Origin of the sequence: Pseudomonas fluorescens NCIMB 11764 (assembly GCF_000293885.2) — a bacterium.
Lineage (GTDB): Bacteria > Pseudomonadota > Gammaproteobacteria > Pseudomonadales > Pseudomonadaceae > Aquipseudomonas > Aquipseudomonas fluorescens_B.
In genome coordinates, this window is the sequence record NZ_CP010945.1 from 6743891 (window position 1) to 6758527 (window position 14637).

General features: G+C 60.5%; 14 protein-coding genes. 6 read left to right on the forward strand and 8 right to left on the reverse strand.

From position 1 onward, the window contains the following. The first annotated feature begins 13 nt into the window (after window positions 1-13). From B723_RS30635 to B723_RS30655, 5 genes are all read left to right on the forward strand, one after another. Entirely contained in the window at window positions 14-760 is a 747-nt protein-coding gene (locus B723_RS30635; RefSeq protein WP_017340582.1) for an amino acid ABC transporter permease, read from the forward strand. Continuing rightward, window positions 760-1431, forward strand: coding sequence for an amino acid ABC transporter permease (locus tag B723_RS30640; protein ID WP_017340583.1), 672 nt, complete (start codon window positions 760-762; stop codon window positions 1429-1431). The genes B723_RS30635 and B723_RS30640 overlap by 1 nt, the downstream gene beginning before the upstream one ends. After that, a complete protein-coding gene (locus tag B723_RS30645) occupies window positions 1428-2162 on the forward strand; it encodes an amino acid ABC transporter ATP-binding protein (RefSeq protein ID WP_017340584.1) in 735 nt (244 codons plus the stop codon). Before B723_RS30640 ends, B723_RS30645 begins: the two co-directional genes overlap by 4 nt. Window positions 2163-2396: 234 nt before the next feature. Then, window positions 2397-4298, forward strand: coding sequence for a sensor histidine kinase (locus B723_RS30650; RefSeq protein ID WP_017340585.1), 1902 nt, complete (start codon window positions 2397-2399; stop codon window positions 4296-4298). Then, window positions 4295-5623: a sigma-54-dependent transcriptional regulator gene (locus tag B723_RS30655; RefSeq protein ID WP_017340586.1), complete on the forward strand. Its 1329-nt coding sequence runs from the start codon at window positions 4295-4297 to the stop codon at window positions 5621-5623. Before B723_RS30650 ends, B723_RS30655 begins: the two co-directional genes overlap by 4 nt. Window positions 5624-5755: 132 nt before the next feature. On the opposite strand, the gene B723_RS30660 is transcribed toward B723_RS30655, so the two are convergent. From B723_RS30660 to metE, 5 genes are all read right to left on the reverse strand, one after another. After that, entirely contained in the window at window positions 5756-6661 is a 906-nt protein-coding gene (locus tag B723_RS30660) for a hypothetical protein (protein ID WP_017340587.1), read from the reverse strand. Continuing rightward, window positions 6658-7353, reverse strand: a complete 696-nt coding sequence (locus B723_RS30665; RefSeq protein WP_017340588.1) for a hypothetical protein — start codon at window positions 7351-7353, stop codon at window positions 6658-6660. The genes B723_RS30660 and B723_RS30665 overlap by 4 nt, the downstream gene beginning before the upstream one ends. A 100-nt stretch (window positions 7354-7453) precedes the next feature. Next, entirely contained in the window at window positions 7454-8119 is a 666-nt protein-coding gene (locus tag B723_RS30670; protein ID WP_017340589.1) for a DsbA family oxidoreductase, read from the reverse strand. Between the two features lie 134 nt (window positions 8120-8253). After that, window positions 8254-9288: an alpha/beta fold hydrolase gene (locus tag B723_RS30675; protein WP_017340590.1), complete on the reverse strand. Its 1035-nt coding sequence runs from the start codon at window positions 9286-9288 to the stop codon at window positions 8254-8256. A 157-nt stretch (window positions 9289-9445) separates the two neighbouring features. Next, entirely contained in the window at window positions 9446-11758 is a 2313-nt protein-coding gene (gene metE, locus B723_RS30680) for a 5-methyltetrahydropteroyltriglutamate--homocysteine S-methyltransferase (protein ID WP_017340591.1), read from the reverse strand. Window positions 11759-11879: 121 nt separating this feature from the next. Between metE and metR the strand changes: the two genes are divergently transcribed. Then, window positions 11880-12797 carry a transcriptional regulator MetR gene (gene metR, locus B723_RS30685; RefSeq protein WP_017340592.1) on the forward strand — a complete coding sequence of 306 codons (918 nt, stop codon included), beginning with the start codon at window positions 11880-11882 and terminating at the stop codon, window positions 12795-12797. A gap of 156 nt (window positions 12798-12953) precedes the next feature. On the opposite strand, the gene B723_RS30690 is transcribed toward metR, so the two are convergent. The 3 genes from B723_RS30690 to B723_RS30700 are packed head-to-tail and all read right to left on the reverse strand — an operon-like array spanning window position 12954 to window position 14569. Next, window positions 12954-13469 (reverse strand): GNAT family N-acetyltransferase, encoded by a 516-nt coding sequence (locus B723_RS30690; protein ID WP_031319098.1) that lies wholly within the window; start codon window positions 13467-13469, stop codon window positions 12954-12956. 2 nt (window positions 13470-13471) lie between these two features. Beyond that, window positions 13472-14110 carry a LysE family translocator gene (locus tag B723_RS30695; RefSeq protein ID WP_017340594.1) on the reverse strand — a complete coding sequence of 213 codons (639 nt, stop codon included), beginning with the start codon at window positions 14108-14110 and terminating at the stop codon, window positions 13472-13474. A gap of 24 nt (window positions 14111-14134) precedes the next feature. Continuing rightward, on the reverse strand, window positions 14135-14569 hold the full coding sequence (locus B723_RS30700; RefSeq protein WP_017340595.1) for an NUDIX hydrolase: 435 nt from the start codon (window positions 14567-14569) through the stop codon (window positions 14135-14137). Window positions 14570-14637: the final 68 nt, after the last annotated feature.

The following is a 14637-nucleotide window of genomic DNA, read 5'->3' on the forward strand; positions in this document are numbered from 1 at the left end:
AGGGGAGACCCTAATGAATTACAACTGGGACTGGGGCGTGTTCTTCAAGTCTACCGGCGTGGGCAGCGAAATTTATTTCGACTGGTACCTCACCGGCCTGGGCTGGACCATCGCCATCGCCATCGTGGCCTGGATCATCGCCCTGACGCTGGGCTCGATCCTGGGCGTCATGCGCACCGTACCGAATCGCATCGTGTCGGGCATCGCAACCTGCTACGTCGAACTGTTTCGTAACGTGCCGCTGCTGGTGCAGCTATTCATCTGGTACTTCCTGGTGCCCGACCTGCTGCCACAAAACCTGCAGGACTGGTACAAACAGGACCTGAACCCGACCACCTCGGCGTTCCTCAGCGTTGTTGTCTGCCTGGGCCTGTTCACCACGGCTCGCGTTTGCGAACAAGTACGCACAGGCATTCAGGCGTTGCCGAAAGGCCAGGAAGCCGCTGCTCGCGCCATGGGCTTCAAGCTGCCACAGATCTACTGGAACGTGCTGCTGCCCCAGGCTTACCGGATCATCATTCCGCCGCTCACCTCGGAATTCTTGAACGTGTTCAAGAACACCTCCGTCGCCTCGCTGATCGGTCTGATGGAGTTGCTCGCACAGACCAAACAGACCGCCGAGTTTTCCGCGAACCTGTTCGAAGCCTTCACCCTGGCAACGCTGATCTACTTCACCCTGAACATGGGCCTGATGCTGCTGATGCGCCTGGTCGAGAAGAAAGTCGCCGTACCGGGCCTGATCTCTGTAGGGGGTAAATGATGGAATTCGACTTCTCGGGCATCATCCCGTCCCTGCCAGGACTGTGGAACGGCATGGTGATGACCCTGCAACTGATGGCGCTGGGCGTTATCGGCGGGATCATCCTCGGCACGGTCCTCGCGCTGATGCGCCTGTCCCACAGCAAACTGCTGTCGAACATTGCCGGCGCCTACGTTAACTACTTCCGTTCGATCCCGCTCCTGCTGGTCATCACCTGGTTCTACCTGGCGGTGCCGTTCGTGCTGCGCTGGATCACTGGCGAAGACACGCCGATCGGCGCGTTCGCTTCATGCATCGTGGCCTTCATGATGTTCGAAGCGGCGTACTTCTGCGAAATCGTCCGCGCCGGCGTGCAGTCGATTCCCAAAGGCCAGATGGGCGCTGCCCAAGCCCTGGGCATGACGTACGGCCAGATGATGCGTCTGATCATCCTGCCGCAAGCGTTCCGCAAGATGACCCCGCTGCTGCTGCAACAGAGCATCATTCTGTTTCAAGACACCTCACTGGTGTATGCGGTCGGTCTGGTGGACTTCCTCAATGCCTCGCGTGCCAGTGGCGACATCATCGGCCGCTCGAATGAGTTCCTGATCTTCGCAGGTCTCGTGTACTTCACAATCAGCTTTGCCGCCTCGCTGCTGGTCAAGCGTCTGCAAAAAAGGTTTGCCGTATGATCTCTATCAAGAATGTCAACAAGTGGTATGGCGACTTCCAGGTACTGACTGACTGCAGCACCGAGGTCAAAAAAGGCGAAGTGATCGTGGTTTGCGGCCCGTCCGGTTCCGGCAAATCCACCTTGATCAAATGCGTCAACGCGCTGGAACCGTTCCAGAAAGGCGACATCGTCGTCGACGGCACGTCCATCGCCGACCCGAAGACCAACCTGCCGAAACTGCGTTCTCGCGTGGGCATGGTGTTCCAGCATTTCGAGCTGTTCCCGCACCTGACCATCACCGAAAACCTGACCATCGCGCAGATCAAGGTGTTGGGCCGCAGCAAGGAAGAGGCCACCAAGAAAGGTCTGCAATTGCTCGAGCGCGTGGGTCTCTCGGCCCACGCTCACAAGCATCCGGGTCAGCTCTCCGGTGGTCAGCAACAGCGTGTGGCGATTGCCCGTGCACTGGCGATGGACCCGATCGTCATGCTGTTTGACGAACCGACCTCGGCGCTCGACCCTGAAATGGTCAATGAAGTACTCGACGTGATGGTGCAACTGGCCCATGAAGGCATGACCATGATGTGCGTGACCCACGAAATGGGCTTCGCCCGTAAAGTGGCGGACCGGGTGATCTTCATGGACGCCGGCAAAATCATCGAAGACTGCAAGAAAGAGGAGTTCTTCGGCGACATCAGCCACCGTGCCGAGCGTACCCAGCATTTCCTCGCCAAGATTCTGCAGCACTAAAACGGTACTGCTCTCTCAGGAGGGCAGGATTGCTCTTGTGGCGAGGGAGCTTGCTCCCGCTGGGTCGCGAAGCGGCCCCAAACCCGGCAAATGCATGTATCTGACACACCGCATTTACCGGTTTTACGACTGCTTCGCAGTCGAGCGGGAGCAAGCTCCCTCGCCACAGGTTCCGCGTTCGACTGGAAACCAGAGCAAGCCCGTTGCCAAGCTGGTTGACCCAAGGCATCTGTGATGAAATGCGACCCCACTCTCTATCGCGCAGCAAAGCCATCACTCGCCGTGAAACCCCGTCTGATCCGCCATCTGTTCCTGCCGCCGCTGGTCATCGCTCTGATGATCGGATTGGGTTTTCTCGGCTTCTGGGTCAGTGAGCACTACGGAATCCGCAGCCTCAGCGAGAACGGCCAGCGTCAGCTCGAACTGCACGCCCGCGCCGTCGAGAGCGAGATCAGCAAATACACCTACCTGCCCAGCTTGCTGGAACTCGAATCCAGCGTCTCGAAGCTGTTGGCCGACCCGTCTCCGGAACACCGGCAAACGGTCAATGAATACCTCGAAGGCCTGAACCGGCGCAGCCGCAGTCGGGCCATCTACGTGATGGACACCACCGGTCGTGTCATGGCCACCAGCAACTGGCGCGACGTCGACAGTTACCTCGGTGAAGACCTGTCCTTCCGCGCCTACTTCCAGAACGCCGTGCGCGGCCAGCCCGGCCGTTTCTATGGCATCGGCAGCACCAACGGCGAACCCGGTTATTACCTGGCCCATGGCCTGGAAGAACACGGCAAGATCATCGGTGTCGCGGTGGTCAAAGTCCGCCTCGAAGCCATGGAAGAACGCTGGCAGCGCGCGCGCCTCGAAGCCTTTGTCAGCGACGAAAACGGCATCATCATTCTCTCCAGCGATCCGGCGCGCCGGCTGAAATCAGTCGTGCCACTGAGCGACGAGACCAAGGAGAAACTCGCCCGCAGTCTTCAGTACTACTGGTTTCCACTGAACGAACTGCAACCGCTGGCCCGGGAAAAACTGGCCGAAGGCGAGGAAAAACTGACCTTCCCGGCCAACAGCGAAGTGGAGTCCGACGAAGAGGACATCAGTTACCTCTCGCAAACCCGCCCCTTGAGCGACACCCCGTGGAATTTCACCCTGCTCACGCCGCTGCAGGATTTGCGTCGCGAAGCGATCAATCAGGGGATTCTGGTGGCCGTGGCGTTTGCCCTGGTGGCGTTCCTGCTGATTGCCTGGAACGAGCGGCGCAAGGTGATCGCCACCCGCCTCGCCGCCCGGGAAGCCTTGCAGGAAGCCAACAATCAACTGGAGCGTCGGATTACCGAACGCACCACCGATCTGCGCGCCAGCAACGAGCGACTCAAGGGTCAGATCCGCGAACGCCGTCAGGCCGAAGAGACATTGCGGCGCGCCCAGGATGAACTGGTGCAGGCCGGAAAACTCGCCGCCATCGGCCAGATGTCCACCAGCATCGCCCACGAATTGAATCAACCGCTGGCGGCGCTACGCACCCTGTCCGGCAACACCGTGCGCTTTCTCGAGCGCGGGCAACTGGATGTGGCCAGCACCAACCTCAAGACCATCAACGAACTGATCGATCGCATGGGCCGGATCACCGCCAGCCTGCGCTCCTTTGCCCGGCGCGGCGACGACAAGGGCCAGGCCTGCCTCGGCAAAGCAATGGACGCCGCGCTGCAACTGCTCGGCGGACGCGTGGAAAGTGTCCCGCTGCAATTGCATCGAGAATTCGCCGACGTACAGGTGCAGATTGACCAGACCCGCCTGGAGCAGATTCTGGTCAACCTGATCGGCAACGCCCTCGATGCCATGCAGTCGCAGCCCCAACCGGAGCTGTGGCTTGAAGGCGAAGAGTTCGATGGCAAATATCGCCTGCGGGTCCGCGACAACGGTCATGGCATCGACGCCGAAGCGCGCAAGCACCTGTTCGAACCGTTCTTCACCACCAAACCCGGTGAGCAGGGTCTGGGCCTAGGCCTGACCCTTTCCGCCAGCCTGGCCGCCGCGACGGGCGGACATTTGGGTGTCGAGCACCCGGCCAGCGGTGGTACCACCTTCGTCCTCAGTTTACCGTTGGTAAGCCCTACTCCTGCCGAGCCAATATGAACAACGACCTTAGTGTGCTGATCGTCGAAGACGACCCCCATGTGCTGCTCGGCTGCCAACAGGCGCTGACCCTGGAAGACATTCCCTGCGTCGGCGTGGGCAGTGCCGAAGAAGCGCTGGAGCGGGTCGGCGACAATTTTGCCGGCATCGTCATCAGCGATATTCGCCTGCCCGGCATCGACGGCCTCGAACTCCTGACCCGGCTCAAGGCTCGCGATCGCAGCCTGCCGGTGGTGCTGATTACCGGCCACGGCGACATCTCCATGGCCGTCGGCGCAATGCAGAAAGGCGCCTATGATTTCATGGAGAAACCCTTCTCCCCGGAACGGCTGGTGGATGTCGCACGTCGTGCGCTGGAACAACGCAGCCTGGCGCGGGAAGTGTCTTCGCTGCGTCGGCAACTGGCGGAACGGGATTCCCTGGAAGGCCGGATCATCGGCCGCTCGCCAGCGATGCAGAACCTGCGGGAGTTGATCGCCAACGTCGCCGACACTTCGGCCAACGTGCTGATCGAAGGCGAAACCGGCACCGGCAAGGAACTTGTCGCACGCTGCCTGCACGACTTCAGTCGGCGTCACACCAAGCAGTTCGTCGCGCTGAACTGCGGTGGACTGCCGGAGAACCTGTTCGAAAGTGAAATCTTCGGCCACGAAGCCAACGCCTTCACCGGCGCCGGCAAGCGGCGGATCGGCAAGATCGAACACGCCGACGGCGGTACGCTGTTCCTCGATGAAGTGGAAAGCATGCCGCTGCCGTTGCAGATCAAACTGCTGCGGGTGTTGCAGGAACGTACCCTCGAACGCCTCGGCTCGAACCAGAGTGTGGCGGTGGATTGCCGGGTGATCGCGGCGACCAAATCCGACCTCGACGAGTCGAGCAAGGCCGGCGAATTCCGCAGCGACCTGTATTACCGCCTGAATGTGGTGACCCTGGAACTGCCGCCGCTGCGCGAACGCCGCGAAGACATCCTGCAACTGTTCGAACACTTCCTGCAGCAGTCGTCCTTGCGCTTCGACCGCGCGGTGCCGGAGCTGGACAACCAGACCCTGTCAAACCTGATGAGCCACGACTGGCCGGGCAACGTGCGCGAACTGCGCAACGTCGCCGAGCGTTTTGCCCTCGGCCTGCCGGCCTTCAAGAAAACCGGTACCAGCGGCAGCAATCAGGGCCTGGCCTTTGCCGAAGCGGTGGAAGCCTTCGAACGCAACCTGCTCAGCGACGCCTTGCAACGCAGCGGCGGCAACCTGACTCAGGCCAGCCTGGAACTGGGCATGGCCAAAACCACCCTGTTCGACAAAGTGAAGAAGTACGGGCTAAGCCACTGACGGACCTGATGCTCAAGGCTGGCTCCGGGCGGTGTTCCGACGAAGACGGCGTGTCAGATACTTCATGACTGTTCCGTCGCCTTCGCCGGCACGTCGGATCACCGCACCGATCGCTCCTGCAGGTTCTGCGTTTTACTGCCCGTAAACCTTCTGCAACTGCGCTTGCGTCAGCGCATCCTCGAACGGCACCGGCACTGATTTCACTGCGCCGTAGAGGTTGCGATAACGCCAATAGGTGCCGTTATTCGCCAACTGATAACCGCGCTCGACCACACGCTGGCCATCGAGCACATACCGCAAGGTTTCCTGGGCGGCCTCCGGCGGTGCCGGCAGCATCAGGTCGGTGGCTAAAACACGCATGGACTCGTCGATGCACTCGTCGAGCACGGCCGTGACCCTCGCCAGATCCAGAGTGCCGTCGTCGATGCATTGCTTGCCGCAACGCCGAACTGGCTGGCTCGCCACTTCAATGCGCATGCGATACAGCGCCGAACCGGCAATGTCCTGGACCTGCACCTGATTGACCAGCACAAAGCTGCCGCGATCGGGGGTGAGCATCAGTTTCGGTTCGATCACCAGCCGCGCGGTGACTTGCCCCTCACCTTGTTTCAGCCCGGCCACTTGCGACGCTTGTTGATAGCGCTGTTGCAGACGTTCCTGCAATGGCACGCCGGCGAGCAGGTCGGCCATCGGACGCGAATCCTTGAGCGCAGAGTTTTCTGCATCGCGCTGCAAGCTGCCGCTGCCCATCTGAGTGTTGATCAGGCTCGCCACCAGCAAACCTGCCAGTCCTGCCGCATTGGCACCCGCCACCAGGTTATGACTCGACGAAGCCGCCTTCTGCGCCGCCTCGGCGTCAATCACCGTGCTGGCACCGACAAACGCCTGCGGCAGTTGCATGTCCACTTTCAGTCCATGAGCCTGGACGTAGGATGCGGCACTCTGCGACTTGAAACCGGCCTCGGGCGCCGGTTTCTGCGCGCAACCGGCGAGCACCAGCAGGGCCAGCGCACTGGCCCCCATGATCGAGCGCTTCATTGCTCGAACGGTGTGATCATTTGCTGACGACTATTGTCCATGGCCTGGTAGAAGGCATTGGACAGGTTGGTGTAGGTCGGCTCATCCCACTCGCCCTGAGCCGCTTGCACCGCCGCGAAGGGTTTGAACCACAACAGTTTGTTGTCGGCCAGATCGACCACCAGGCCCTGCCCGCTCACCTGCGCCATCGGCACGCTGGTCGGCACGAATCCGTAGTAGCTGCGGGTGGCGCCGGTGGCGAAGACATTCACCAGCAACAGGCGATCGACGCCGTAAGCGCCCTTGATCGGAGTCAGGTCCCGGCCCATGTAGCCTTCGCGGAAACTGGTTTGTTTATAGACATTCAGGTCGACCGGCTCATTGATCCTCTTGACCTTGTAGCCCTTGGCCTGCAGTTTGGCGACGATGACATCCGGCAACGTGTTCAGGTCGCGCACTTGCCATTTTTCGACGTTGTCGCTGAGTTTGCTGTTCACGCCCCGATTGATCGCGTAATCGAGCATCCCCTGTTGACCGGTCAGTGCCAGCACAGGCGCCGGCACCACAGTGATGGCCACACCGATGGTCGGCTCCTTGGCATCCCAGAATTGTTTATCCAGCGGAACAGGCGGTTGGATGTGGGCGCAGCCGGTAAGGCTCAGGCAAGCGAGTAAAGTGAGCGCTGCCCACGTGCGAAAGGCGTGAAGAGTCATGGATCAAATCCCTATGATTGAAATCGTTGCTGCCTATATCGGCAAGAACGGCTGAAACCATAGTGGCATATTGATATATTTCTATTCAACTGCGATCCGATCAACTGACCGTGCCGCCCTTCGCCTCGCTCATGATCTGTCGAATCGCCCCGACAAAGGTTTCCACCGGCTGCCCGCCGCTGACCGCGTACTGCCCGTTGAAGACCACGGTCGGCACCGAACTGACGCCGCGGGACAGCCACAACTGCTCTTCCTCCCGCACCTCCCTGGCGAACTCGTCCGATGCCAGAATCGCCTCGGCCCGCTGCCGGTCCAGCCCAACGCTTTGCGCGATCTGCGCCAACTGAGCGTGGTCGGAAGGATTGCCGCCGTCGGTGAAATACGCCTTGAACAGCGCCTCCTTCAGATTGAACTGCAACCCTTCCAGCCCCGCCCAGTACAACAAACGGTGAGCATCGAAAGTGTTGTAGATGCGGCTGTTACCGTCCGTGCGAAAGGCAAAGCCGACTTCGGCGCCGCGTGCGCGAATCATCTCGCGGTTCTTTTGCGATTGCTCCGGGGTCGAACCGTATTTCTCGGTGATGTGTTCGGTGATGTTCTGCCCTTCAGGGCTCATCTTCGGATTCAGCTCGAACGGCTGGAAACGGATTTCGGCCTGGACCTCGTCGCCCAGCAAATCCAGAGCGCGGGTCAGGCCGTACAGACCCACAACGCACCACGGGCAGGACACGTCGCTGACGAAATCGATCTTCAGGGGAGCACTCATCACACACCTCGCAGGCTGAACACAGGCCGAAAATGATGAACGATACACCTGTGGAAGCGGCATGGTTGTCTGTCTGCAAGAGACAGGCCGCCTTCGCCAGAATGCCGGCCCCGTTCCCACAGTGGATTTCGGTGCTACAGAAGGTTGTGTTCAACCACAGGATCAATCTGCGCCCAATGCGAAGTGTCTTCGCGATGAGCCTGCAGATAAGGCAACACCGCCGCCAGCAACGGTGCTTTAAACGCCTCCTGAAAACGATGAGCCAACCCAGGAATCAGCTTCAACTGACTACCGTGAATATGCGCTGCCAAATGCACCCCATGCATCACCGGCAACAGCGGATCGGCAGTGCCATGAACCACCAGCGTCGGCACCCGCAACTGATTAAGCAACGCCACCCGACTTGGCTCCGCGAGGATCGCCATGATCTGGCGCTTCACACCCTCGGGGTTGAACGCCCGGTCATAAGACAGCGCCGCCTGATGCAGCAGGGCCTGCCGATCATCGTTCACCGTCGGACTCCCCAGCGCTGCCAGCAAGTCGGCCTGCTGCTCCAGCGCCACTTCGCGATTCGGCGCACCACGGCGCGAGAGCAACTGCACCAAGGCCGCATTGGGCGCCGGCAAACCTTCGGCACCGGAAGTGGTCATGATCAACGTCAGACTCTCGATCCGCTGCGGCGCCATGGCCGCCATATGCTGGGCGATCATCCCGCCCATGCTCGCGCCCAGCACATGGAATTGATCGACGTGCAACGCATCCATCAGACCCAGCGCATCATCGGCCATGTCCGTCAGGGAATACGGTGCCGAAACCGGCAAACCGAGTTTGTAGCGCAGCACTTCGAAGGTCAGATTGGCGTCGACCGGCGCCTGTCGCCAGGTGGACAGGCCGACATCGCGATTGTCATATCGAATCACCCGAAAGCCCTGCTGGCAGAGCGCAACCACCACCTCGTCCGGCCAGTGAATCAACTGCCCGCCCAGCCCCATCACCAGCAGCAGTGCCGGGTCCGAGGCACGGCCGATGCTCTGGTACGCCAGGCTCACCTGCGCCAGATCGGCGTGTTCGGTCGGAACATTCACATCACATCGAGAGGCCGCAAAGGACGGCAGGCCGAACAACAACGCGGCCAGGAAAACCGCTGTCGAAAAAAAACGTGCACTCATGAAAAAACACCGAAACGCAGAACCCCAGTAGAGCGCGAGTCTGATGAAGTTTGATCAAGCGCGCTGCCACAGTTACGTGACAGTTTGATGAAGAGTGCTGAACGGTCATATTCAACACCGCGCTTTCATTCATCGTCCGGGCAGACGCCACAGAAGCTTAAGCCAACTGACTCCGCAACTGCCGCGCCGCCGCCACCATGTTCACCAACGCCGCTTCCGTCTCCGGCCAAGCCCGGGTTTTCAGACCGCAATCCGGGTTCACCCACAACCGTTCCGCCGGAATCCGCTTCACGGCCTTGCTCATCAACTTGACCATCTCCGCCGTGTCCGGCACCCGTGGCGAGTGAATGTCATACACACCCGGGCCGATATCGTTCGGGTAGTCGAACGCTTCGAAGGCCTCCAGCAATTCCATGTCCGAACGCGAGGTTTCAATGGTGATCACGTCAGCATCCATCGCCGCGATGGCCTCGATCACGTCGTTGAATTCGCTGTAGCACATGTGGGTGTGGATCTGGGTTTCATCGCGCACACCGGACGCACTCAAGCGAAACGCTTGCACCGCCCAATCGAGGTATTCCTGCCATTGCGCCCGACGCAGCGGCAAACCTTCGCGGAACGCCGCTTCGTCGATCTGGACGATCTTGATGCCGGCGTTTTCCAGGTCCAGCACCTCGTCACGCAGGGCCAGCGCCAACTGCTGCGCCTGGACTTTGCGCGAAACGTCTTCCCGCGGGAACGACCACATCAGCATGGTCACCGGACCGGTGAGCATGCCTTTCATGACTTTGTCGGTCAGGCTTTGCGCATAAGTGATCCAGTCGACAGTCATGGCGTTCGGACGGCTCAGGTCGCCGTAGATGATCGCCGGTTTCACACAACGGGAACCGTAGCTCTGTACCCAGCCAAAACGGGTGAACAGGTAGCCGTCCAGCTGCTCGGCGAAATACTCCACCATGTCGTTGCGTTCGGCTTCACCATGGACCAGCACATCCAGGCCCAGGCGTTCCTGGACTTGCACGGCGTGGCGGATTTCGCTGTGCATGGCGTCGGTGTAATCGTTGGCCGACAGCTTGCCTTGCTTGAACGCCTGACGCGCCAGGCGGATCGAACCGGTCTGCGGGAACGAACCGATGGTGGTGGTCGGAAACGCCGGTAGCTTCAACCTTGTGCGCTGTTGCTCGATGCGTTTGGCAAACGGCGAGTGGCGCTGGCTGTCGGCTGCACCGATGGCGTTGATGCGGGCTTGCACTTGCGCTTTGTGGATACGCGGAGACTCGGCGCGGCTGGCCTGAATCGCCCGGCTTTCGCCCAGGGCGGCTTGCACCTTGGGCGACTGCGGGTCGTTAAGTGCATCACGCAGCACAGCGATTTCGCCACACTTCTGCACGGCAAACGCCAGCCAGCTTTTCAGTTCCGGATCGAGTTTGTCTTCACGCTCCAGGTCCACCGGACTGTGCAGCAACGAGCAGGAACTGCTGACCCACAGGTTGTCGCCAAAGCGTTCCTGGGCCAATTGCAGTTGTGCGAGCACCGGCTCCAGTTCGCAACGCCAGACGTTGCGGCCGTTGACCAGGCCCACCGAGAGAATCTTGTAGGTCGGCAGACGATCGAGCACGTGGAGCAGTTGGTCGGGGGCGCGCACCGCATCGATGTGCAAACCTTGCACTGGCAAACCGACGGCCAGACCGAGGTTGTCTTGCAGGCCACTGAAGTAGGTCGCCACCAGCTTTTTCAGCGGCGAATACTGGAGGATGTGATAAGCGCGTTCGAAAGCATTTTTCCATTCTTGCGGCAGGTCGAGGGTCAGGATCGGCTCGTCGATCTGCACCCACTCCACGCCTTGGGCGGCGAGACGACCGAGGATTTCGCCGTAGATCGGCAGCAGGCGTTCCAGCAGGTCGAGCTTGTCGAAGTCGTTGCCTTTGGCCTTGCCCAGCCACAGGTACGTCAGCGGGCCGATGATCACTGGTTTGACGTTATGGCCAAGGGCCCGGGCTTCGTCGACTTCGTCGAACAACTGTTCCCAGCTAAGCTTGAACTGTTGGTCTGCGCTGAATTCCGGGACCAGGTAGTGGTAGTTGGTATCGAACCACTTGGTCAGTTCCTGTGCATATTGCGCCTTGGTGTGTTCGCCGCCGCAGCAGGCTGCAGTTGCACCTCGGGCCATGGCGAACAGCGTGTCCAGCGTCGGCAGGCCGTTGGCGTTTTTGGCACTGTCGAAACGCTCCGGGATCACACCAAAGGTTAGGGAATGGGTCAGCACCTGGTCGTACCAGGCGAAGTCGCCGACCGGCAGCAGGTCGATGCCGGCGTCTTTCTGCAATTGCCAGTGGGTGGCGCGCAGTTGGGCACCGACGTTTTTCAGCGCGTCCTGATCGAGATCGCCCTTCCAGTAGGATTCGAGGGCTTTTTTCAGTTCGCGGTCAGCGCCGATGCGTGGAAAACCAAGTGTGTGGGCCAGAGCCATGGTGAGTTCCTTCCTAGATTAGAGGCCGTAAAACATGGCCCTATTGTCGACAGCCAACCCAACATGAGACAAACTCAACCTTTTCGTGTTGATCACAAGTTTTCCTCATGGAGCCCAACCGGTGCTTGAAATCCGCCACTTGAAGACCCTGCACGCCTTGCGCGAAGCCGACAGCCTGGTCGATGCCGCCGACCGCCTGCACCTGACGCAATCAGCCCTGTCCCACCAGTTCAAGGAGCTGGAAGAGCGCATGGGCATGCCGTTGTTCGTACGCAAGACCAAACCGGTGCGTTTCACCAGCGCCGGTTTGCGCCTGCTGCAATTGGCCGACGCCACTTTGCCGCTGCTACGCGGCGCCGAGCGTGATATCGCGCGGCTGGCCGGTGGCACCGCCGGGCGCTTGCACATGGCAATCGAATGCCACAGCTGCTTCCAGTGGCTGATGCCAACCATCGACCAGTTCCGCGATGCGTGGCCGGAAGTCGAACTGGACCTGGCGTCGGGTTTCTCCTTCGCCCCGTTGCCAGCCCTGGCCCGTGGCGATCTGGATCTGGTGGTGACCTCCGATCCGCTGGAAATTGCCGGTATCACCTATGTGCCGCTGTTCACTTATGAAGCGATGCTCGCGGTGGCCAATCAGCACCGTTTGGCGAACAAGGCGTATATCGTTCCTGAAGATTTGCTGACCGAGACCTTGATCACTTACCCGGTGGAGCGTGATCGGCTGGATATTTTCACCCGTTTCCTGGAGCCGGCCGACATCGAACCGGCCCAGGTCCGCACCTCGGAGCTGACGGTGATGATGATGCAACTTGTAGCCAGCGGGCGTGGCGTGTGCGGCATGCCGCACTGGGCGCTGCATGAATACAGTTCACGGGGCTATGTGAAGGCCAAGCGGCTGGGTGAGAAAGGCTTGTTTGCGACGTTGTACGCGGGGATCCGCGCGGACATGCTGGATGCGCCGTACATGCGTGATTTTCTGCTGACGGCGAAGGACACGTCGTTTTCTACGCTGGATGGGGTCAGCGCGGTTCGATAGCCGATACGGTCCCCTGTGGCGAGGGCGCTTGCTCCCGCTCGGCTGCGCAGCAGACGAAAATCCAGCCTATGCGGTGTACCTGAGAGAATAAGGTTGCAGGTTTTGGGGACGCTTCGCAGCCCGGCGGGAGCAAGCGCCCTCGCCACAATAGCGGCCTTATGCCTCAAGTTCCTGGGCGACCTCCCGCCACATGTGGATCTTGTCGAAGTACTCTTCACCAACCCGCAGCGCCAGCGGCTCCAGGCCGAACTGGATGAAGCCGCATCGCTGGTACAAGTTGAACGCCGCTTCGTTGCCGGCGGTGACAGTCAGCTGAACCAGCCTCAGGACCGGGTGGGTTTGCGCCTCGGCCAGCGCCGCCTGCACCAATTGATAACCGAGCCCGCGCTGACGAACCTGGCCGGATACGTACAGGCCGAACAGCGTCGCCTTGTGCCGGGCCTTTTCACGAGGTTCGAAGGCCAGGCCGACGATGCCTCCCAATTGCCCTTGCTCAAATGCGCCGAACAGCACATCGAGCTTGCTGGTCAGGCGCGCCTCCCACCAGCTCAGCGGCATCGTCGCGCGCTCACGCACGCTGGAGGTGAACGCTTGAGGATGCAAGTCGTAGGCTTCGAGCATCAGCGCCCGATAGGCCAGTGCATGGTTGGCATCAAGCCGTTCAATCCACATGTTCACGCCGCCCTTCGTTGCTCAAGCATCAGCCGCACCGCCAGCGCCGACAGCACGAACCCCATGAAATAGCGTTGCAGCGCCAGCCAGGTCGGGTTGTTGACGAACCAGGACGCGATGCCTGCCGCAAACACCGCGATCAACAGGTTGACGCAGAAACTGACGCTGATCTGGGTCAAACCGAGAACGATGCTCTGGGTGAAGACAGAGCCATGCTCAGGCGTGATGAACTGCGGAAACACCGACAGGTAAAACACGGCGATCTTCGGATTCAAGGCACTGGTCAGAAACCCCATGGTAATCAATTTGCGCGATGAATCCGGCGGCAACTGCTGCGCCTCGAACGGCGACCGCGCTCCCGGTTTGACCGCCTGCCAGGCCAGCCACATCAGGTACAGCGCCCCGGCCCACTTCAACACTTCATAGGCCATCGGCACGGCCAGGAACACCGCGGTCAAACCCGCCGCTGCGGCGAACAGATGCACGAAGAATCCGGCGACCACACCGAGCAACGAAGTCACCCCGGCCTTGCGCCCCTGGCAGATCGAACGGGAGATCAGGTAGATCATGTTCGGCCCCGGCGTCAGTACCATCAGCAACGCGGCAGCGGCGAAGATCAGCAAGTCTTGAAGCGGAATCATGGGCAATCCTTGGTCCGTGAATAATCAGGCGATCGCGGTCAGCGAGGCTCGATAAAACGGCAGGATCAGGTCCCGTGTCAATGGCGCGAGGGTGACATCACCGTCGGTCGCCGGATCGATCCAGCGCACCTCTTCGATCTCCGCTGCCGGGGACACGTCTGCATCGATCGTCAGCTGAAAGAGATCGGCCTGCACGATAAATCCAGGCTCATTGGCGGCCGGTGCCGAGAATTGCCCCAGATACATCGCGTGCGCCGGATCAATGACCAGTCCGAGCTCTTCATCCAGTTCACGGGCCAGCGCACAGACCGGTTGTTCATGGGCCTCGATCTTGCCACCCGGTTGCATGAAGGCCTCGGTGCCGCGTTTGCGAACCAGCAGGGTACGACCATCGGGACCGATCAACAGGGCGGCGGCAATGCGGATGATGCGGGGTGAAGCGGCGGATGAAGGTGTCATGAACAACGACTGCCCTTGGCTAAAAGGCGCTAGGATCCCATGTGCATCGGTGCGTCGTCACGCCGAAA